Origin of the sequence: Pseudomonas sp. P1.31 (assembly GCF_001269815.1) — a bacterium.
GTDB classification, from domain to species: Bacteria; Pseudomonadota; Gammaproteobacteria; order Pseudomonadales; family Pseudomonadaceae; genus Aquipseudomonas; species Aquipseudomonas rustica.
Genome location: NZ_LHVN01000013.1, coordinates 222,366 through 242,746, shown reverse-complemented (window position 1 = coordinate 242,746; position 20,381 = coordinate 222,366). Strand labels below are relative to the sequence as shown.

Here is a 20,381-nt window from a genome sequence, read left to right as displayed (position 1 = left end):
CTTTCAAGGCTGCCGACCTCAGAAGCCTTACCGTGAGGGCTGCTCCACCGCCACACTCGCCGGCGCCTGCGTCGGCGTGACAATGCTGCCCAAATCAATATGCTTCCACTCCGGCTTCGCCCCCAGCCGCGCATTAAACCGGTAGTTAAACGTGAACTCATCGCCCGTCGCCACGCTCAGCGGCTTGCCATACACCGCCTCAACCCCTGCCAGGTCATAGCCCATCAACTGCAGCAGCGTCGGGAAAATGTTGTAGTGGCTGGAGCGATCCTTGTTCACCGCCAACTGCGCCGACCAATCCAGCGTTTTCAGATCGCTGCCCTGTATCACCACCAGCGGCACCAGCCCCTCCTCCACCACCGGATCGCCACCGCAATGGGTGTTGAGCCCCGGATTACCGCGTTCATGCAAATCCTGGCCATGATCAGACGTATAAATCAGCAACGCATTGTTCAGATTGGCCTGCGCAAACACCCGCGCAAAAAACTCGCCGACGTTCCACAGCACGGTGTTCTTGTAGGCATTGCGGTACAGCACCCAATCATCGGGCTGGCCATTGAAACCGGTGCGCTCACCAGTGTCCGCCACCTCGGTGAACTGACCGCGCGGCAACGTCGGGCGGTACGCCATGAACGCATCGGGGTATTTGTCGTGCACCGGAAAATGCGCGCCGACCTTGTTGATCACCACCAGCTCCGCTTTGTCGTCGTTAAGCAGCTCGATCAGCTTCGCCGCCGCCGCCATGTCGCGGTCGCGCACGCTGGTTTTGTCGAATTGCACAAATTCGTCGATGTCCTTTTTCTCGGTGTCGGTCATCAGGTTCTGCAGATTGCCGCTGGTGCGCTGGGCATCGATGTACACCGTGCGCAGCCCGGCCTTTTTCGCGTACTGCCAGATCGACGGCAGCGTGCTGTTGATGCGCATGTAATCAGCGCGGGTGCCGCCGTAGCGCAGGGTGACGTTGGTGTCGGCGCTGCAATTGGCGATGGAGGCTGCATAGCCGTAATTGAAAATATCGACGCCAGCGTGCGCCTGCTTGAGGTTGCTGTGCACGCCAAAAGGCGCGTTGATGTCGAGGTAATTGCCGGAGATGCTTTCGTCGATGATCAGCACGATGTCATGGCCGACCGGTTGCGAGGCGCGCGCCAGCGTCACTGGTTCACGCGGGCCGACGGTGTTGTGCAGCGCCTCATAGGCAAACAGGTTCAGATAGGCCAGCGGCGTGTACATGATCGGCAAGCCACGGGCGCCCTCGCCCGCGCGTAAAAACAGCACGGCGCTGAGCAGCAAAACCCCACAAATCGGCGCGGCCACGCGCAAGGCGTTCGGCACCACCAGCGCATGCCGAGGTTTCAGGCCGATGCCGAACAGTAACAACAGCCCACTGAGCACCCCGCGCAGGATCGCGTCGCGGTACTGATACGCCGCCTCCTGAATGAAGCCACCGGAATAGACCAGCGAGACGAAGCTGCTGTAGTTCAGGTAATCCGCGGTAACGCGGGTATAGACATCAAAAAACACCGCCGAGGCAAACATTGCCAATGCGAATAGATGTCGTATGAGTGTCTGGCGTATATAGGCCGTTAGATATAACGCTAAAGTAAGCGCCAAAAACATCGCGCCAAAAAGAAGTACAGGAAAACCGAGGCCGATAGCATTTAACCGCTCAATGTAATATTCGGAATAAAGCAGCAGATAAATAATTAAAAGCAGTTCTTTCAGGTATCGAAACATGGCTTTTCCGGTCACGCGAAACGGCAAAGGGTCAAGGTTTTGTCGGTCAAAAACTGACACTAGCACCCGGCCATCAAAGCGCAAGAAATGGCTGACTTTTCCCTAAAGCGTCAAAAAAACGTTGACTCAAATCTGACACACTCCAGTTGCTGCAAGCCTCTAATTTCGCGGCCTGCGACCGTTTATCGCATTAATGGAATTGTGAAAAAAGCGTCAAGAACGGGACAAATCCAGCAATAGCAAGCACTTGATGGCCATTCGCCCCCAAAAATGGGCCTGTTATACAGGTGCAACATGTCATTTTGCTGACACGCTTTTCTCACCCTGCGCTATACCCCTTTTGACAGTCTCATTTCGAACTCTTTCCACCGTCTTACGAGGCACGCCAATATGGACGTGAGCGTATTTGGTACGGGCTATGTTGGCCTGATACAAGCAGCAGCACTTGCCGATGTTGGACACCGCGTTTTATGCGTGGATATTGATCCGAATAAAATCAAGCAACTGCAACAAGCAGTTCCTCCGATTAGTGAACCGGGTTTATCCAGCACCCTGGAAGAAAACATCAAAGCCGGGCGCTTATTGTTCAGCACCCAGGCCAGTGATGCGGTTGAACATGCTGAGCTGATCTTCATCGCCGTGGGCACGCCGGCCGATGAGGATGGCTCTGCTGACCTGAGCCACGTGCTCAATGTCGCTCGCCAGATCGCCTCGCACATGGAGGCCGATCGTACGCTGATCATCAAATCAACGGTGCCGGTCGGCACGGCGGATCAGGTGCTCGCCGCAGCCAACAGTGAACTGCAGCGACGCGACAAAACCGCTTTGAACGTGCGCGTGGTCTCCAACCCTGAGTTCCTTAAGGAAGGCAGCGCCCTCGCCGACTGCATGCGCCCTGACCGGATCATCGTCGGTACCCGCGACGAAGCGGCCCGCGAGCAGATGAGCGAGTTGTACGCGCCGTTCTGCCGCAACCACGAAAAATTGATGTTCATGGACAACCGCAGCGCCGAGCTGACCAAGTACGCCGCCAACGCGATGCTCGCCACGCGTATCAGCTTCATGAACGAGCTGGCCAACCTCACCGAACTGCTCGGCGCCGATATCGAAGCCGTGCGCAAAGGCATCGGCTCCGACCCACGCATCGGTTACCACTTTATCTATCCGGGCTGCGGCTTCGGTGGTTCGTGCTTTCCCAAGGATCTGCGCGCCCTGCTGCACACCGCCGAACACAACGGCATGCCGCTGAAATTGCTGCGCAGCGTCACCGACGTCAACGACCTGCAGCGGCACATCCTGTTCAGCAAACTCAAAGCACAGTTCCCGCAAGGGCTGGCCGGCAAGTCCATTGCGATCTGGGGCCTGGCGTTCAAACCGAATACCGATGACATGCGCGAAGCCCCGAGCCGTTATCTGATGGATGCACTGTGGGCCGAAGGCGCCAGCGTGCAGGCCTACGACCCGGAAGCGATGTCCGAATGCCGGCGCCTCTACGGCTACCGCAACGATCTGCACCTGTGCGCCACCCGCGACGACACCCTTGAAGACGCCGATGCATTGGTGATCTGCACCGAGTGGAAAAACTTCCGCGTGGTCGATTTCGAATTGCTCGCCGAAAAGCTGCGCTCGAAAGTCATCATCGATGGCCGCAACCTCTACAACCCGGAACACGTCGCCGCCGCCGGCCTGCATTACAGCGGCATCGGCCTGCGCCATATCGCGCCCGAAGGACCACGGCCATGAAGATTCTGGTCACCGGTGCGGCCGGTTTCATTGGCGCTCATTGCGTGTTGCGGCTGATGCGCGACGGCCACTCGGTGGTCGGCCTGGATAATTTCAACAGCTACTACGACCCGCAACTCAAGCACGACCGCGTGCAATGGGTGCGTGAACAGGTCGGCGATTTCCAGCTCGCGACGGTTGATCTGGCCGATGCCGCAGCCGTCGACGCGCTGTTTGTCCGTGAACGCCCGCAAGTGGTGATTCACCTCGCGGCGCAGGCCGGAGTGCGTTATTCGCTGGAAAATCCACGGGCCTATCTCGACAGCAACCTCAATGGTTTCCTCAACATTCTGGAGAGCTGCCGGCATCACCCGGTCGAGCATTTGATCTACGCCTCGTCGAGTTCGGTGTACGGCGCCAACCAGCGCACGCCCTATTCCGTGAAGGACGGCGTCAATCATCCGCTGTCGCTGTACGCCGCGACGAAAAAAGCCAATGAACTGATGGCGCACAGCTACAGCCACCTGTTTGGCATTCCTTGCACCGGCCTGCGCTTTTTCACCGTGTACGGCCCTTGGGGTCGCCCAGACATGTCGCCAATCCAATTCGCCCGGGCGATCAGCGAAGGCGAGCCGTTGAAGCTGTTCAATTACGGCGAGCATCAACGCGACTTCACCTACATCGACGACATCATCGAAAGCATTGCCCGCCTCACCGATCGCCCACCACAAGCGCAACCGCAGTGGGATCGCGAGCAGCCTGACCCGGCCAGCAGCATGGCGCCGTGGCGGTTGTTCAACATCGGCGGGCAACACCCGGTCGAGCTGAAAACCTATCTGGCGCTGATGGAAAAACACCTCGGCCAGAAAGCCATTGTCGAGCTGTTGCCGCTGCAACCGGGCGACGTGCTCAACACCTGTGCCGACGCCAGCGATCTGGCCCAGGCCACCGGGTTCCAGCCACGCATAGAGCTGGACGAAGGACTTGGACGCTTCATCGCATGGTTTCGCGATTACTACCCGACTGCCTATCGCCCACGCGCCGCTCGCGGCTGAACATCAGCGGAGGACTTTATGACTGGACATGAAAAAGGTGTACCGATCCAACAACTGCAGCGTGATAAACGCATGGATCCGGAGCAGCGAATGCGCCTCGATGCAGCGATTCACCGTCAGGGTCGTGGCTGGTTCACTGGCCGTGACGGCGGTCGCCCATGGCAGTTGTCACGCACCAATCGCGTGGTCGCCTGCCTCGGCGCGCTGATGATTTTGTTGCTGATTTCGCCGCTGCTGCTCGGGCTGGCGCTGGCCATCAAGTACTCCAGCAAAGGCCCGGTGATGTTCGTGCAGAAACGCACCGGTTATCGCGGCCGCAAGTTCGGCATGTACAAATTCCGCACCATGGTCGCCAACGCCGAAGAATTGAAAGAGTCGCTGCGCCACCTGAACAAGCACGGTGCCGACGCCATCGACTTCAAGATTGATCAGGATCCACGCATTACCGGTATCGGCGGTTTTCTGCGGCGCACCAGCCTCGATGAACTGCCCAACCTGATCAATGTAGTGACCGGCGACATGCGCCTGGTCGGCCCGCGTCCGACCTCGTTCAACGCCTATCGCTACAAGGACAGTCACCTCGCCCGTCTGGCGATTTATCCCGGAATGACCGGCCTGTGGCAGATCTCCGGGCGCAGCAACATCGACTTCGACCAGCGCGTTGAGTTGGACCTCAGCTACATCGCCGAGCAGAGCCTTTTGCTTGATCTGAAGATTCTGTTGAAAACCCCCTTCAAAGTATTCAGCGGCCACGGAGCAAGCTAATGGACGGTTCAACCAACAAAAGCCTGAGCATTGCCAACCCCAGCGAATCGAACCTGACCTCGACCGTGCTGGATCTTGATCTGCGGATCCTGTTCCTGACCGCCGCCAACCCCGGCGCGGGCACCACCACCAGTGCGTTGGCGCTGGCCAGCCAGTTGGCGCAAATGAGCAGCGGCCAAGTGCTGCTGGTCGACGCCAGCCAGTCGGCGAGCAATCTGACGCAGCAGCTGAACCTGAGCAAAGAGCGCGGCCTGCGTGACTTGCTGTTCAACCCGGACAACCCGCCGCTGTTGCAGGACTGCGTGGTGCAGGTCTCAAGCCTGCCGTTCCACGTACTGCCGAATGGCCGGCCGATCCGCACCATGGAGCACCTGACCGCCGAGCGTCTGAGCCCGTTGCTTGATCAACTGGGCAGCCAGTATCGCTTCGTCGTGATCGACGGCGACGCGGTGTATTCCGCCGCCGACACCCTGGTGATCAGCACTCAGGTCGATGGCGTGGTGTTTGTGGTGCGCGCCGAAGACACGCGCTGGGAAGTCGCTCAGGCCGCCGTGCAACGGCTGACGCAGGCTGGCGCGAAAGTGGTCGGCAGCGTGTTCAACCGGCGCAAGTACTACATGCCCAAATGGCTTTACAAAAACCTGTAAGCAACCGCGAAGGATGACGCCATGAACGCCAAAATGCTTGTCCTGCTGTTGCTGCCGCTTGCGGGTTGCTCCAGCAATTCTGAAACGCAAAACATGCCGGTGAATATCCTCACCGCCGCGCCGGCCAACGCCCAAGCGACGGATATGCCGAAGATCGAGCAGACCCTGCGCCCGCAGGATGTGCTCGACGTGATCTTCCATATCAGCACCAGCGGCTCGGACGCTTACCGCGTGCAGTCGGGTGACCAGATCGGCCTGAACTTCACCGCCGCCAGCCAGCTCAACGGCAATCAACTGGTGCTGCCGGATGGCAGCATCGAACTGCCGGGCGCCAACACTTCGGTGAAAATCGCCGGGCTGACCAGTGATCAGGCTCGCGAAGAAATCCAGCGTGCCTATCAGCGCAAACAACTGTTTCAGCCCAACCGCAATCAGTTGACCGTGCAGATCATCAGCCCGCTGACCAATGAACAAAACCTGAAAAGCGCGCTGAATCACCCGGCCACCGGCATGAGCCGCGAGATCACCGTCGGCACTGACGGCTACGCGAGTTTCCCGGAAATCGGCGCTGTGCCGCTGCAAGGCATGACCGTCAATCAACTGGAAACCTTCCTCAACAAGAAGTACGCGCAACTGCCGGGCCGGATGACCGTGGACGTGCTGCTGAAGTCCACCGCCGGCAACGAAATCTATGTGCTCGGCGAAGTCGGCCAACCGGGTTCCTACCCGATCCGCCGGCCGGTCTCGGTGCTTGAAGCGCTGACCCTGGCTCGTGGCACCAACGTCAAGGCACGCCTTGATTCGGTGGTGATCATGCGCCGCAACGGCAATCAGGTGCAGGCCGTGCGTTACGACGTCGAGAAGGCCCTGTCGGGCGAGGCGCCGCAAATCGCCTACCTGCAACCGGACGACATGCTCTACGTGCCGAAAACCAAACTGGCTAGCGCCGGCGAACTCGCCCGGCAACTGGCCGACGTGGTGCTGTTCCAGGGCGTCGGGTTCAGCTTCGGCTACCGCGTCGACAACAAAGACAGTGACAGCAACTAACTCTCAGGTGACCGACATGAATCCAAAGGAAAACTACCTGCACGAGTTCTTCAGGATCTTTTTCGCCAACAAGCAATTGGTGAAACGGGTCTTCCTGATCTTTGCAGTGATCGCCCTGCTCCTGCCGCTGTTGCTCAAACAGAGCTTCGATATCACCGCGCAGGTGATCGTGCAGTCGAAAAAACTCTCTCAGGGTGACGCCACCACGTCGCTCACCGTGGACAACGCCACGTTCATTCCGCCGTCGCTGGCGGACATGGAAACCGAGAGCAATATCCTCCGTTCGCCGGCGCTGATCCGTCAGACCATCAGCGAACTGCGCGACAAGGGCGAATACACGCCTTCGCCGGGCATGTTCAGCAAACTGGTGGCCGATCCGTTCAAGCGCTACGTCAGTTCGCCGCTGCGCCAGTACGTGATCAACCCGGTGCGCAACATGCTCGGGCTGGAGACCGATCCGGTGCGTGACACCGCGCTCGACGCCCTGACCCAGCAAGCCATCGACAGCCTGAAAATCGAGACGCTGCCGGGCTCAAACGTGATCTCGATCATCTACAGCTTCCCTGATCCGCATCAGGGCACGACGTTTGTCGCCGCCCTCTTGCAGAACTATCTGGTCAGCCGTCAGGCGCTGCAATCGATCGACTTGCCGCAGTCGTTTTATGAGTCGAAAAAGCAGCTCTACCAAGTGCGTCTCGATGGCCTGGAAGGTAACCGTCAGGCCTTGCTGGAAAGCGTCGGCGCGTCGGATCCGAAGGAAGAAATCACCTTCCGCCTCAACGCGATCAACACCGAAGAGCAGGCGCTGAACCTGTATCAGGATCGCCTGCTGCAGAGCCAGCGCTGGCTCGAATACCTGAAAACCGCACTGGCCGCCGCGAGCACTAACAAGCTCAACGACTACACCTTCCCCTACACCTTCACCACCACTGTCGACAACGTGGCGTTCGAAGATCGGGAGATCAAACAGATGGGCGAGCAACTGACCACTCAGGTCAGCCGCTACATGAATGATCTGGCGGTGTTCCAGCCTGGCAGCGAGCCGATGCTGCTGACCCGCGAGCAAATCGCCCGCACCCGTAGCCAGTTCCTCAAAGTGGTGAGCAACCGCATTCAGGAACGCACCAACGATCTGGCGGTGGTCAAGCAGGTGATCGATCAGAAAACCGCGCGCATCGCCCAGTTCAAGAACCGCATCCACGAGTTGCAGCAGACTCAGAGCAAGCTACGGCAGATGGACACCGAGATTGATGCGCTGCACGCCGCGTTTTCAACCTACGCCCAGCGGTTCGCCGAAAGCAGCACCACCCGTTCGCTCAGCGACGACCTGTCCAACGCCCGGGTGCTCAGCCCGCCGTTCGAACCGACCGAAGCGGCGTTCCCGAAACCGGGCCTGATCATTCCATTCGGCATGCTCACCGGGTTGCTGTTGGCGATTGCCTTCGTCTACGTGCGTGAGTTCTTCGATCACCGCTTCAAACACCCGGCGCAAATCAGCCACGAGCTGGGCATTCCGGTGCTGTTGGTGATCAACGACCAGAACGTGCTGCCGAGCAATCCGCACAAGAACTGGACCGTGCCAAGCTTCCTGCACTGGGTGCGCAATTGAGCAGCGCATCCGCCCCGAATGCCGCGCTGCCGATCATTCATTTGCTCAGCAGCGGCGGTTTCTATGGGGCCGAGCGCATGTTGCTGGATCATTGTCTGGCGACGCCGGGGCAGCATCAGGTGCTGTTCCTCGACGCGCCAGCGGACCTGATCGCACGCTTTCGCGAGGCAGGGGTCGACTGTCGCGGTTGTGCCGGACTAGCGGAATTACTGCAGCACTTGCGTCAGCGTCGCGCGGAAAAACCGTTGCTCAATACGCACAATTTCAAAGGGCTGTTGTTCGGTTGGGTTGGCGCGACGCTGTTGCGCCTGCCGTTGGTCATCACCCAACACGGTTTCACACCGCGCAGCCGCAAGCAGAAGTTTTACACCTGGTTGAGTCTGCAACTGTGCCGCACGGCGTCGGTGGATCGGGTGGTCTGCGTGGCGGAAAGCATTGCAACGCTGCACCGTGAGGCCAGCGTGCGGGCGGATAAATTGCAAGTCATTCCCAACGGTTTGCCGGCCGCTGCGGCGATGGTGCCGGATGCCGATCGGCAACGCTGGCTGGCCGGTTACGTTGGCCGGTTGAGCAGCGAGAAAGGCCCGGATCTGTTTCTCGACGCGCTGATTCCGCTGTGTCATCAGCATCCGCAACTGGACGCAGTGATGCTCGGCGACGGCCCGGAACGCGAGGCGTTGCAGGCGCGGATCGACAACGCCGGATTGCAGCAACGCATTCGTTTGCCGGGTTATCAGACGGCGATGCAACCGTGGTGGCAGCAACTCGATGCGCTGGTGATCAGCTCGCGCACCGAGGGCACCCCGATGATTTTGCTCGAAGCCATGCAGGCCGGGGTGCCGGTGGTGGCGTTCGCTGTCGGCGGGATTCCCGACGTGCTCGAACATCGGCACAACGGTTTACTCGCGACACCGGCCGATTACGCCGACCTCAGCCGTCAGCTCGACACCTTGCTGAGCGAGCCGAAACTGGCCCGGCAACTGCGCGACAACGCAAAACGCACGCAACAGGATCGCTACGACCTCAAGGCCCTGGCCGAACGCTGGTCGCAGCTGTACATCCGCACGGCACGGGAGGCACGCGCATGATTTTCCCGCTCTCGATCGTCAGTTTGCTCGGTCTGGTCTGCATCGCTTTGCTGGCCAGCCCTTATCCGTTTCTGGCGCCGGGAGTGGTGCTCGGCCTGGTCGGTTTTGCGGTGCTGTACCGCAAACCGACCTGGGGCCTGCTCGGTATCGCTGCACTGGTGCCGTTCGAGGGTTTCTTCAAGGACAGTTCGTTTTCCGGGAGTAAATTGCTCGGTGCCGGGCTGGCGGTGATCCTGATGCTGCAACTGGCGCTGCATCAAATTCCTTCGGAGCGCCTGCGCAGCAATATCTGGCGCTACCTGATCTGGTTCATGGTTCTGTACTTTTTGAGCATGCTCAACACCGATGATCTGGGCATGTCACTAGGGCATCTGCGTGAACTCAGTGTCGGCCTGATTCTGTTTGTCATTACCCTGTTGATCGGTCGCGACCTTAATCTCGACCTGTTCGCCCGACTCGTCACCCTTGCCGTCAGCACCACCTGCGCGATGGCGATGTTCTCGGCCAAATTCCAGGATCAGGGCCGCGCGGCGGGCCTGCTCGAAGACCCCAACGCTTTCGCCATGCTGATTGCCTTCGCGGTGCCGATGGGTTTGCTGCTGGTGATACGTAGCCCGAACCTGCTGCACCGGTTGTTCTGGGGCGGTTGCTGCCTGCTGTTGCTGGGCGGCATGACCAAAACCGAATCGCGCTCCGGGCTGGTGGTGTTGGCGCTGAGCTTGTTGATCGGCTGCTGGCACTACCGTTCGCAACTGACCCACATTCGTCCACGGCACTTGGGTTTTGCCATGCTCGGCGCGGCCATTGTGATTCCGCTGGCGATCTACGCGATGCCGGCCGGCTACATGGCGCGCATCCAGTCCTTGAGTATTCTCAGCGCCGGTTCCAAGGCGCAGGACGAATCCCTCGGCCGCCGCGCTTCGTACATCGTCGTTGGCAGCCAGATGATCCGCGAGAACCCGCTGCTCGGCTCCGGCCCCGGCACCTTCCCGCTGCATTACGCGACCACCGGATACGCCAAAGCCTTTTCCGCCAACCGCAAAATCGGCGACTTGTACCGTCGCGCGCACAACACCTACCTGGAGATTTTCAGTGAACTCGGGGTGCCTGCCGGGCTGTTGTTTGTCGGCATGCTTGCCCTCGGTCTGTACAACCTGATTCGCGCGCGGGCGGCGTGGATGCTGCGCCGCGATGCGTATCAGGCGGATCTGATGACGCACCTCGGCGTGAGTTTTCTGTCGCTGACGCTGTTCCTGATGTTCCTCAGCGCGCCGAACCAGAAATACGTGTGGATCATGCTCGCGCTGACCAGTGTCCTGCGTCTGAAAGCCGAGCAAGCACCGCTGACAACGGAGGCCAGAGCATGAGCCGGATCAGCATCGTCATTCCGATGTTCAACGAAGCCCAGCACATTGGCCGCACGCTGCTCGCGGCGCAAAAAGCCGCGCACGCGGCTGATATCGAGTGCGAACTGATCGTGGTCGATAATGGCTCGACCGATGAAGGCCCGCACATCGCCCGCCAGTTTGGCGCGACAGTGTTGGTCTTGCCGGGCTTGTTGATCGGCGCGTTGCGCAATCGCGGCACCGCCATCGCCAGCGGTGAATGGCTGGCGTTTATCGATGCCGACATTGAAATGCCGGAAGACTGGTTGAGTCAGTTATTCGACATCGAAGCCACCGGCCAGGCCGATATTTTCGGCCTGGATCTGCATACCCCTGCCGCCGCGCCGTGGTACGCCACGGCCTGGCAGCGCCGCACCTTGCGCCCGACGACACACGCGCATTACGTCGTCGACTGGTTACCCAGCAGCAACCTGTTGATGCTCAGACGCTGGTTCGACAAGGTCGGCGGTTTCAACGAGACCCTGCGCACCGGCGAAGACAAGGAATTTACCCTGCGCCTGCGCGAACACGGCGCCCGACTGCTGGCGATCAATAAAAGCGTCGCCTTGCACTGGGGCTATGAAATGAACTGGCGCGAGTGGATGGGCAAGGAGTTGTGGCGTCAGGGCAGTCATCTGCAATTGCTGCGCACCCACGGTTTCAGCCTGCGTTTGCTGCGCTTTCCGATGCTTTCGTTGCTGGTGTGGTTGCTGGACTTTCTGGCGATTTCAGCGTTGCTCGACGGCTTTCCACATCACGCGGCCGTCATGGTCGCGCTGACATTGATACCGGGACTGGTGCTCAGCGTACGGCAGAGCGCCCGGCACCGGAACATCGGCCTGACCCTGCAATTGTGGGGCCTGCACTGGGTGCGTCTGCACCTGGCCGGCGCCGCGTTCATTTTGAGTCTGTGTCATTGGAACGCCAGGAGGCCTGCCCGTGGCTGAATTCATTTTCTGGATGTGCCTGTTGCTGCCGGTCTACGCCTACGTCGGCTACCCGCTGCTGCTGACGCTGGTCGCGCCGCTGTTTCCGGCCTGGCGGCACACCCCGGCGCCGCCGCTGAATGTCAGCATCGTGATTGCGGCGCACAACGAAGCACGGCATATCGAGCACAAATTACGCACGTTGCTGGCGCAGGATTATCAGCCAGCAAACCTGCAAATCATTCTGGCCAGCGACGGTTCGACCGATGACACCGTGGCTTGCGCGCACAAAGTCGTTGACCCGCGCATCACCGTCCTCGACCTGCCGCGTCAGGGCAAAGCGGCGACGCTGAATGCCGGCGTAGCCCTGAGCACTGGCGACATTCTGGTGTTCACCGACGCCGATAACCAATGGTCCCGCGAAACCCTCGGCTACCTGCTCGCACCGTTGAATGATCCGCAGGTTGGCGGCTGTGCCGGGCACATGGTCATCCCGGTCACCGGCGGCGGCTTGAGCGTCGGTGACAGTCTCTATCGGCATTACGAAGGCTGGTTGCGCCGGGTCGAGAACCGCACCGGTTGCATGGTCTCCGCCGACGGCGCCCTGCTCGCCCTGCGCCGCGAGTTGTTCCAGAACGTGCCGGCCGAGGTTAACGACGATTTCTTTATCAGCACCTGCGCACCGGTGGCGCACAAACGCATCGTCTATGTGCCGGAAGCGCAAGTGATCGACCACGGTGTCGATGAAGCAGACAAACAATTCCGGCGCCGTCAGCGCGTCACCGTCGGCGGTTTGCAAAGCCTCGCGCAACGTCGCGAGCTGCTCAATCCGCTGAAATATGGCCTGTACTCGATCGCATTGATCAGCCACAAACTGATCCGCCGACTGGCGCCGATCCTCTTGTTGCCGCTGCTGCTGAGCAACTTCTGGCTGTGGCAAGAACACGGTTTCTACCGCCTCGCCCTGATCGCGCAACTGATCGGCTACACCATCGCGATTGCCGGGCTGCTGGATTCGCAACACCGTTTGCCAAAACCCTTCCGCCTCGCTGCGTTTCTGCTGGTCACCCTCGCCGGGATGAGTCTCGGCCTGTGGCAGTTCCTGCGCGGTCAGCGGTATGCCCAGTGGAATCCCGAACAGAACCGTTAAAAGGACTGAAGCCATGGCGATCAAACAACTGCTAAAACGCACCAGTGGCTGGCTCTATCTCAACTCGTCGATGGGCCGCAACCAGTTGCACGGCGCCGGGGTGATTTTGATGCTGCACCGGGTGCTGGCCAACGACCGCGCCGCCAACCTGCCGCACCGCAATGAACTGTGCGTCGGGCCCAAGGCCTTCGAGCATTTGCTGGTGTGGCTGCGCAAGCATTTCGATTGTGTGCCGCTGATGGAAATCCTTCAGCCCAACTCGCTGCGCACCGAGCGCCCACGCGTCGCGCTGACCTTTGATGATGGCTGGCGCGACAACGCGGTCAACGCCTTCCCGCTGCTGCAAAAACATCAGGTACCGGCGAGCATTTTCCTCTCCACCGATTTCATTGGCAGCCGTCAGCGTTTCTGGTGGGAAAGCCTCGGCGAAACCCTGTGGGGCAGCCACGGCGAAAAGGCGCGGATGCATTTGATCGAGTGCTTGCAAATGATGCATCACCCCTTGCCGGTGATGCTCGATGACATCGATGTCGACCGCCGCAGCCTGGCGTTGCTGCATTACCTGCAAGGGTTGAAGTCGCTTGACCCACGAGAGCTGGAAAAACTCACCGACGAATGCCCAACGGAATCGCAACCGCAAGCGCTGGACTGGCATCAAGTCCGCGCGCTGGAAGCTTCGGGACTGGTGCGTTTTGGCCCGCACGGCGCCAGTCATGCGATCCTCACCGGCCTTGATGATCAGCGCCTGAACGAAGAAATCAGCCGCAGCCGCGATGCTTTGTACAACGGCTGCAACCGGCCACTGCCGGTGTATTGCTACCCCAACGGCGACAACGATGAACGCGTGCGCGAGCAGATCGCCAATCACGATTATCCGTTCGCGCTCGGCACCGGCACCGGCATTTATCGCGGCGAAGGCGAGCCGTTGAACCTGCCGCGTTTCGGCGTCAGTCAGCGCACCGCGCGCAATCCGGAATTGTTGTCGTGGCGGATTTTTCGCGGGGCGCGGCCATGAGCCGAGGCACCTACCTCAAACATCTGGCGCTGAGCATGGGCACCAAACTGGCGATGATCGCCCTGCGTTTGCTGCGCAACGTGCTGCTGGCGCGGATTCTCGGCCCGAGTGAGCGCGGGTTGTTTGCGCTGCTCAGCACCCTGCCCGACTTGATCAGCGCCGCCACCAGTGGCGGGCTCAATTCGGCGGTGGGTTTTCAGGCGGCCAAGCAGCGGCCGATGGGTTTGTTGCTGAGTCAGGTGTTGGTGTTCGGTTGCTTGTTGGCGGCGCTGCTGACCTTGCTGGTGGTGGCGCTGGTACGGGAATTCGGCAGCGAACTGGATGTGACGATGCAACTCGGTTTGCTCGCCTGGCTGTTGCTGCTGGCGGTTCCGCTCACCGTGTTGAAAAGCGGTTTGCTGACGTTGCACAACGCCTCGGGTGGCGTGGTCGCGTTCAATGCCTTGCGTCTGGTCGAATCGCTGGCGCCGCTGCTGCTGTTTCTCGCGCTGTTCTGGATGTGGAAAAGTGCCGCCCTCGAAGCCGCGCTGATCAGTTGGCTTGCCGGGATCAGTCTGGTGGTGCTGGCCGGTTGGGTCTGGCTCAAACGCGCACAGCCATTACAGCTGCAATGGGATCGCGCCAGCCAGAAAGAACTGCTGCGCTACAGCGCGCGCAGTCATCCGGATCTGCTGTTTCAGCAAGTGATATTGCGCTCGGATTATCTGTTTATCGGCGCCCTGCTCGGCAGCACCGCCCTCGGTCATTACGCAATGGCCAGCGCCGCCGCCGAACTGCTGCTGATCGTCCCGGAAGCGGTAACCACGCCGCTGATGAAACGCCTGCTGCAACAAGACGAAGGCATGGACAAGGTCACGCCGCTGGCCCTGCGCCTGACCGCGACGGTGATGCTCGGCGCGTGCCTGACCATGGCGGTGATTGGCGAATGGCTGATCGTCACGCTGTTTGGTGCGGTGTATCAACCGGCCTATCCGGCGCTGCTGGCTTTGCTGCCGGGGCTGTTGGGCCTGTGCTACGCAAGCATTTTACGCCTGGACTTGCTCGGTAAAAACCGCCCCGGCACGGTGTCGATGCTGATGGGTTTGGGCGCGCTGCTGAATCTGGCGCTGAACCTGGTGATGATTCCGGCGTACGGCATCGTCGGCGCGGCGGCGGCGTCGTCGATTGCCTATCTGGCGGTGACGGTGGCGATGCTGGTGCTTTATTGCCGCTTGAGCGGCGTGCCGTTCTGGCAAACCCTGATCATCCTGCCGCGCGACGTCACACCGATGTGGCTGATGCTGCAACGGCGGAAAACCGCATGAAAGGCCTGGCCCTGCTGATCGGTCTCGGCCTGTCGCTGGACGCCTTTGCGGCGTCGATGCGCTGGGGCGAGATTCGCGACGGCAGCCTGTATCTGCAAGCGGATCGTCCGGACACGGTAACCGTGCGCTGGACACCGGCGTGGCAGGCTGAGGCCAATGAAGAACATGTGTATTTGCTCGATGGCCAAGGCAAGTTGCAGGGTGATCGGTTCATCAAGGCCAGTGAAACCCGTGGCAGTCAGAGCTGGCCGCTGCTGCCCGGCGCGGCGAGTTATCGACTGGAAATTCCCGGCTACAGCTTCCGCAATTATCGCGTCGAACATGACGAGCGCACCGTCGCGTTGTTCGCTCCGGCGAAAGTGCATTTCAGCGCTGATACCCATAACGGCGACGAGTTGTATTTCAAAGTCGCGCCGGGGGAGCACGCGGTGCTGGCCGGCAAGTTTCATGGCGGCGTCAGCGGTTTGCAGGCACAGCGCTTTGGCGATGATCAGCAACTGACGTTGGCACTGAAACCCTATCGCGCCTATTGGCAATTCGATCAGGTCGCCCTGCCTGTCAGCGAGCGCGAACAGGTCTGGCGCCTGCGTTTGCAGGGCAGCGGCAAAGCAGCGTTCTGGCTGGATGGCACGGCCAACCTGTTTGCGCAGAATCCGCAGCAACTGAAGCCGCTGCGCGAAGACGCCGGGCACACCCGTTTGACCCTGCACGACAAAGTCCTCGGGCGCACGCCGGATCTGGGCATCGCCCTGCCCTACGTGATGCCGCCGCCCGCCAGTCACGCGGCGCTGGATGCGCTGAAACCGACGGCAGCGAGTTATTACAGCTTTGTTGATGTGATGGCGAAGAATCCGCATTTCGAAGACGCGTTCCGTCAGGTGTATCAGGAGCGTTTCGGCATCAAGCAGGACATCACCTTGCTGGCCGGCAGTCAGCGTCAGGCCGATCTGCGCGCCGATGTGCAGAGCAACAGCGGCCTCGATGCGTGGCTGGCCGGGACGCGTGAGCTGGGCGGCAAAGGTACGCACTACATTGGGTTTGCCGATGAGCCGAACCTCAACTATTCGAGCTACGCGCAGTATCAGGCGATCTTCACCAGCATGGCCCGGCAGGTACGCAGCGACCCGGCGAATGCCAAGGCCGGCGTGCGCATTGCCATGCCGGCCAGTTCGCGTCTGGTCAACGGGCCGTTCGCCGACAACGCGGCGGGCAAGCGCGGGATCGATTGGGCGCGGCGTTTGCTCAACGAATCCGGCGATCAGGTCGATGCGCTGGCGTGGCACGAATGGATGATCCGCGACCTGCTCGCCACGCGCGTTTATCGCGACAGCGTGCGCCGCGCCGCCGACCTGGTTGGCCTCGACAGCAAAGGTCAGCCGCGCAAGGCCTTGCTGCTCGATCAGACCAATATGTCCAGCGGCTCCAGCCTCAGCCCCTACGATCAGGAAACCCACTACGCTTCGCTGTGGTGGGCGTCGGTGGTGATCAACGCCTCGCAGGACGGCTTGTTGAGCATGCTCAACTGGTTCCAGGCTGCCGATGAGCCGCAATATCCCAAGGGCATGCTGCGGGTTTCGGCGGATGAACAACGTTTCGAGTTGAAACCGGTCGGCCTGGCGCAGCAGTTTATCGCCCAGCATTGGCTGCATCAGGTGTTGTGGCTGGAGAACGATTCGTTTGAAGTCGATGTGCTGGCGATGGCCGGCGACGATCAGCGCGGCTTGCTCGGCGTCAACAAAGGCACGCGCCTGCAGCGCATGGAACTGAGCGGCGCCAAGTGCCCGCTGCACAACGGCGCCCTGCGCTACTTCGGCACCGACAACCGCAGCCGCGACGCACCGTTCACCTGCCGCGATGGACGCGTCAGCTTTGATCTGCCAGGCCAGACCCTGTTTGCACTGAGCTGGATCGCGTCATGAAGCCAATTCCGAACATTCATGAGAAAGGCCAGGCGAACCTGAAAACTGTGGTGATGGAGCTTTTTTTTGATGAAGGGAATTTGTGGTGATGGAAGTTGTGTTGAACAGTTTTTGTGGCGAGGGGATTTATCCCCGATGGGCTGCGAAGCGGCCCCAGCTTTTCAGGTTAGAGAAGCGACGACTGCTACGCAGCCGATCGGGGATAAATCCCCTCACCACAAAAGCTCATCACCACAGAACCCCATTACCTCAGGAGCCTCACCACAAAAGCCTCACCCCACAGGGTTCGCCGTGCCAGGGTTCAGGAGCACACACCATGGGCATCGTCAGCAAACTCAGCGAGCACATCAAACAAAAAGGCCTGCGCGCCACTTTGGCAAAAGCCTGGAAACACTACGTTTTTTCCCATCAGGAACTGCTGTGGATGGAGCGTGATCTGGTCAGCCCGGTGCCTCCGCACAACCTCAAACCCTACCCGCCGTTGCAGGTAGTGAAGATCACGCCAGACAACGCCAGCGCCTTCGCCCGCAACTTCGGTGACCGCGTCGGCACCATGGCTGAACTGGCCAACGAAGGCCACACCGGGCACATGCACCTCGACGATCAAGGCGCTGCCGTGGCGTTCATCTGGGGCAGTTCGCGGGACTATTTCGACCGGCATTACTACGGCTGCCTGTTCCCGGTGAAACCCGGCGAGTTCTTCGAGTTTGGCGGCGAGTTGACCCGCAAATATTGGGGCACCGAGCTGTCGGTGGATCTGCAACTGGAGCTGTGGAAAGCCATGGCTGCACAGGGTTGCGACAAGGTCGTCGACGTCTGCGAATTTCACAATATCCCGGCGCTCAAGCTGCACCTGCGCATGGGCTATACCGAACAGGGACGGATCATGAATGTTTACACCTTGTTCAGTCGCTGGCGCTTCTACCGCGAAACCCGCTACAGCGGCTCGCGTCTGGACGCACTGCGCAAACCGTCCCGTCCACCCGTAACAGCAACGGCGGCCTGAGCCTATGGTGACGCGATTTGAATGGCGCACTTCACTGTGCGCCGCCGATTTCCCCGAAGCAGCGTATGAAGCGCTGCGTCTGCGGGTGACGGATCACACGCCGTTCAACAACCTTGGTTGGTTGTGCGCGGCCGAGCAGGCCCTTGGTACGGATGAGCGTCTGCACATCCTGCTGGGTTGGGAGGCGGACGAATTGCGTCTGTGCCTGCCGCTGGTGGCGAGTCGCGAACGCTTTGCCGGCGTGCCGTTTCGGGTGCTGCATCACTTGGGTTATCCGCTGGCGGATCGCTTGGCGTTGTTGTCGTTGTTGGGCGCTGAGGACATGCGTCAGGCGCTGAATATGATTCGCCAACGTGTGCCCCACGCGCTGCTGCAACTCAATGAATTGTCCGAACCTGCCGGTGAGGAAAGTGCGCTCACCGAATGGATGGCGCACAGCTCCACCGGTGAACGACGGCTGAGTTGTCGAGTGCCGGTGCACCTGATCAGCGAGGCCGATCATCAGGAAGTCTCCGGTGATCCGCGCTACAAACTGCGTCGGGCGCGCAAGCGGATTGCCGCGTGTGGCGCTGAGGTGCGCAGAATTACTCCCGATGCGATGAGCATGGGCCCGTTGTTGCAGGCCATCAGCGAAGTCGAAGCGGTGAGCTGGAAAGGTGACGAAGGCGTAGGTATTTTTGCCAGCGAACCCAGTCGCCAATTGATCGAACGCGCGTTCATCGCCCTCGCCGGCCAAGGCCTGGTGCGGGTGGTCACGCTGGAGTTGAACGGGCGCTGCATCAGCTATCGCCTCGGCCTGCTGGAACAAGGTCGGCTCTACGATTACAACCTCGCCTTCCTGCCGCAATACGCCGATCTGGGCAGCGGCCGGGTGCTGCTGGAGGAATGGATTCGCTGGGGGCTCGACGATCACTGGCACTGGATCGATGCCTCGCGGGTCAGCCTGGAAAACTCCAGCCATCAACTGCACGAACGCATGACCGGACAACTGGAGCACTGGCGCTGGAGTTTTTATTCCTGGCGGCCGAGTGGTCTTGTCCTCGGCCTGGGCTTGCGCCTGTGGCATCGACTCAAGCCGCGCGTACAAGCCTGGCGGGCGCGGCGTGCCGAGCAAGCGAAACCTGTTTTGAAACCTGTCGCGATCACCACGGAGGGCGAACATGCCACGCCAAGTCATAGTCAACGCTGACGATTTCGGCCTCAGCCCGAACGAAAACGCGGTGATCTTTGCTGCCTTTCAGGCCGGGGTCATCAGTTCTGCCACGGCCATGGCCAACATGCCGGCGTTCGAAGCGGCGTGCGCGATGGCCCGGTATCCGACGTTGCAAGGCCGGGTTGGATTGCACTTCAACCTGACCTACGGGCGGCCGTTGAGTCAGGCGATTCTCAAGCGCCGTACCTTCTGCGACGACCATGGCGTGTTCGACTTGAGTCTGCCGCGCCATCGGTTGTGGCTCAGTCGCGAAGACCGCGAGGCGGTGCGTGAAGAATTGCAGGCGCAGTGGCAGCGTTGCGTCGATCACGGCGTGCGGCCGAGTCATATCGATTCGCACCAACACGTGCACAACATCTGGCCGATCGGCGAGATCGTCGCGCGGTTTGCCGCGCATCAAGGTGTGCCGATTCGACTGGCGCGCAATCTGGGGCAAAACCTCAATCTGCCCAAGCGCGTGTTCAAGGGTTTGCTCAATTGGCGCTTGCAGAGTCTGGCTGGTGTGACGGCTGACTATGTGTGCACGCCGATCGACCTGCGCAATGACATTTCGCCGACCGACGGCGTGCTGGAAATCGTCGCCCACCCGACGCAACTTGGCAGCGATTTTGGTGATGCTTATCTCAACCCTGACGAGTCCCTGAGCCGCGTGCTAGAGCAGCGTTTGACGGGCGTTCCACGGGTTTCCTATGCCGATCTGAACAAGGATTTTCTACGCGGTACCGCCGCACTCGATTGAGTTACATACCTTGCAATACTTTCGAAGATGGCACTTTGAAATGAACCCCCAAGGGTG

The 20,381-nt window shown here is 60.4% G+C and carries 17 protein-coding genes; 16 read left to right on the top strand and 1 reads right to left on the bottom strand.

Annotated features, from left to right (window positions below):
- Positions 1 to 27 precede the first annotated feature (27 nt).
- Positions 28 to 1,734 carry a sulfatase-like hydrolase/transferase gene (locus AD669_RS09845; protein WP_053119147.1) on the bottom strand — a complete coding sequence of 569 codons (1,707 nt, stop codon included), beginning with the start codon at positions 1,732 to 1,734 and terminating at the stop codon, positions 28 to 30.
- A gap of 390 nt (positions 1,735 to 2,124) precedes the next feature.
- On the opposite strand from AD669_RS09845, the gene AD669_RS09840 reads away from it, so the two are divergent.
- The 16 genes from AD669_RS09840 to AD669_RS09765 all read left to right on the top strand — a co-directional run bounded on the left by AD669_RS09840 (position 2,125) and on the right by AD669_RS09765 (position 20,324).
- Positions 2,125 to 3,477 (top strand): UDP-glucose/GDP-mannose dehydrogenase family protein, encoded by a 1,353-nt coding sequence (locus tag AD669_RS09840; protein ID WP_053119145.1) that lies wholly within the window; start codon positions 2,125 to 2,127, stop codon positions 3,475 to 3,477.
- Entirely contained in the window at positions 3,474 to 4,511 is a 1,038-nt protein-coding gene (locus AD669_RS09835) for an NAD-dependent epimerase (RefSeq protein ID WP_053119142.1), read from the top strand. The genes AD669_RS09840 and AD669_RS09835 overlap by 4 nt, the downstream gene beginning before the upstream one ends.
- A gap of 18 nt (positions 4,512 to 4,529) precedes the next feature.
- Positions 4,530 to 5,276 (top strand): sugar transferase, encoded by a 747-nt coding sequence (locus AD669_RS09830; RefSeq protein WP_053119140.1) that lies wholly within the window; start codon positions 4,530 to 4,532, stop codon positions 5,274 to 5,276.
- Complete coding sequence (locus AD669_RS09825) at positions 5,276 to 5,923, top strand: CpsD/CapB family tyrosine-protein kinase (RefSeq protein WP_008084477.1); 648 nt, start codon at positions 5,276 to 5,278, stop codon at positions 5,921 to 5,923. The genes AD669_RS09830 and AD669_RS09825 overlap by 1 nt, the downstream gene beginning before the upstream one ends.
- A gap of 21 nt (positions 5,924 to 5,944) precedes the next feature.
- The gene (locus tag AD669_RS09820) at positions 5,945 to 6,970 is read left to right on the top strand and encodes a polysaccharide biosynthesis/export family protein (RefSeq protein WP_053119138.1); all 1,026 of its coding nucleotides are present in this window, start codon (positions 5,945 to 5,947) and stop codon (positions 6,968 to 6,970) included.
- Between the two features lie 16 nt (positions 6,971 to 6,986).
- Positions 6,987 to 8,579 carry a Wzz/FepE/Etk N-terminal domain-containing protein gene (locus AD669_RS09815; RefSeq protein WP_053119136.1) on the top strand — a complete coding sequence of 531 codons (1,593 nt, stop codon included), beginning with the start codon at positions 6,987 to 6,989 and terminating at the stop codon, positions 8,577 to 8,579.
- Positions 8,576 to 9,667, top strand: a complete 1,092-nt coding sequence (locus AD669_RS09810) for a glycosyltransferase family 4 protein (RefSeq protein ID WP_053119134.1) — start codon at positions 8,576 to 8,578, stop codon at positions 9,665 to 9,667. The genes AD669_RS09815 and AD669_RS09810 overlap by 4 nt, the downstream gene beginning before the upstream one ends.
- Positions 9,664 to 11,034: an O-antigen ligase gene (locus AD669_RS09805; RefSeq protein WP_053119132.1), complete on the top strand. Its 1,371-nt coding sequence runs from the start codon at positions 9,664 to 9,666 to the stop codon at positions 11,032 to 11,034. The genes AD669_RS09810 and AD669_RS09805 overlap by 4 nt, the downstream gene beginning before the upstream one ends.
- Positions 11,031 to 11,999: a glycosyltransferase gene (locus tag AD669_RS09800; protein ID WP_053119130.1), complete on the top strand. Its 969-nt coding sequence runs from the start codon at positions 11,031 to 11,033 to the stop codon at positions 11,997 to 11,999. The genes AD669_RS09805 and AD669_RS09800 overlap by 4 nt, the downstream gene beginning before the upstream one ends.
- Positions 11,992 to 13,128: a glycosyltransferase gene (locus AD669_RS09795; protein WP_053119128.1), complete on the top strand. Its 1,137-nt coding sequence runs from the start codon at positions 11,992 to 11,994 to the stop codon at positions 13,126 to 13,128. Before AD669_RS09800 ends, AD669_RS09795 begins: the two co-directional genes overlap by 8 nt.
- Before the next feature lie 13 nt (positions 13,129 to 13,141).
- The gene (locus AD669_RS09790) at positions 13,142 to 14,143 is read left to right on the top strand and encodes a polysaccharide deacetylase family protein (protein ID WP_053119126.1); all 1,002 of its coding nucleotides are present in this window, start codon (positions 13,142 to 13,144) and stop codon (positions 14,141 to 14,143) included.
- The gene (locus AD669_RS09785; protein WP_053119195.1) at positions 14,140 to 15,447 is read left to right on the top strand and encodes a lipopolysaccharide biosynthesis protein; all 1,308 of its coding nucleotides are present in this window, start codon (positions 14,140 to 14,142) and stop codon (positions 15,445 to 15,447) included. The genes AD669_RS09790 and AD669_RS09785 overlap by 4 nt, the downstream gene beginning before the upstream one ends.
- Positions 15,444 to 17,366, top strand: a complete 1,923-nt coding sequence (locus AD669_RS09780) for a hypothetical protein (RefSeq protein WP_053119124.1) — start codon at positions 15,444 to 15,446, stop codon at positions 17,364 to 17,366. The genes AD669_RS09785 and AD669_RS09780 overlap by 4 nt, the downstream gene beginning before the upstream one ends.
- Positions 17,367 to 17,682: 316 nt before the next feature.
- Positions 17,683 to 18,372 carry a hypothetical protein gene (locus AD669_RS09775; protein WP_053119122.1) on the top strand — a complete coding sequence of 230 codons (690 nt, stop codon included), beginning with the start codon at positions 17,683 to 17,685 and terminating at the stop codon, positions 18,370 to 18,372.
- Positions 18,373 to 18,376: 4 nt separating this feature from the next.
- Entirely contained in the window at positions 18,377 to 19,561 is a 1,185-nt protein-coding gene (locus AD669_RS09770; RefSeq protein ID WP_053119120.1) for a GNAT family N-acetyltransferase, read from the top strand.
- Positions 19,533 to 20,324, top strand: a complete 792-nt coding sequence (locus AD669_RS09765; protein WP_053119118.1) for a ChbG/HpnK family deacetylase — start codon at positions 19,533 to 19,535, stop codon at positions 20,322 to 20,324. The genes AD669_RS09770 and AD669_RS09765 overlap by 29 nt, the downstream gene beginning before the upstream one ends.
- Positions 20,325 to 20,381 lie beyond the last annotated feature (57 nt).

Bases quoted from the DNA above. Each gene is read 5' to 3' on its own strand.
- AD669_RS09765 (WP_053119118.1), top strand. From the start codon at position 19,533: ATGCCACGCCAAGTCATAGTCAACGCTGACGATTTCGGCCTCAGCCCG.
- AD669_RS09845 (WP_053119147.1), bottom strand. From the start codon at position 1,734: ATGTTTCGATACCTGAAAGAACTGCTTTTAATTATTTATCTGCTGCTT.
- AD669_RS09805 (WP_053119132.1), top strand. From the start codon at position 9,664: ATGATTTTCCCGCTCTCGATCGTCAGTTTGCTCGGTCTGGTCTGCATC.
- AD669_RS09785 (WP_053119195.1), top strand. From the start codon at position 14,140: ATGAGCCGAGGCACCTACCTCAAACATCTGGCGCTGAGCATGGGCACC.
- AD669_RS09800 (WP_053119130.1), top strand. From the start codon at position 11,031: ATGAGCCGGATCAGCATCGTCATTCCGATGTTCAACGAAGCCCAGCAC.
- AD669_RS09770 (WP_053119120.1), top strand. From the start codon at position 18,377: ATGGTGACGCGATTTGAATGGCGCACTTCACTGTGCGCCGCCGATTTC.
- AD669_RS09835 (WP_053119142.1), top strand. From the start codon at position 3,474: ATGAAGATTCTGGTCACCGGTGCGGCCGGTTTCATTGGCGCTCATTGC.
- AD669_RS09830 (WP_053119140.1), top strand. From the start codon at position 4,530: ATGACTGGACATGAAAAAGGTGTACCGATCCAACAACTGCAGCGTGAT.
- AD669_RS09840 (WP_053119145.1), top strand. From the start codon at position 2,125: ATGGACGTGAGCGTATTTGGTACGGGCTATGTTGGCCTGATACAAGCA.
- AD669_RS09790 (WP_053119126.1), top strand. From the start codon at position 13,142: ATGGCGATCAAACAACTGCTAAAACGCACCAGTGGCTGGCTCTATCTC.
- AD669_RS09820 (WP_053119138.1), top strand. From the start codon at position 5,945: ATGAACGCCAAAATGCTTGTCCTGCTGTTGCTGCCGCTTGCGGGTTGC.
- AD669_RS09825 (WP_008084477.1), top strand. From the start codon at position 5,276: ATGGACGGTTCAACCAACAAAAGCCTGAGCATTGCCAACCCCAGCGAA.
- AD669_RS09815 (WP_053119136.1), top strand. From the start codon at position 6,987: ATGAATCCAAAGGAAAACTACCTGCACGAGTTCTTCAGGATCTTTTTC.
- AD669_RS09775 (WP_053119122.1), top strand. From the start codon at position 17,683: ATGGGCATCGTCAGCAAACTCAGCGAGCACATCAAACAAAAAGGCCTG.
- AD669_RS09780 (WP_053119124.1), top strand. From the start codon at position 15,444: ATGAAAGGCCTGGCCCTGCTGATCGGTCTCGGCCTGTCGCTGGACGCC.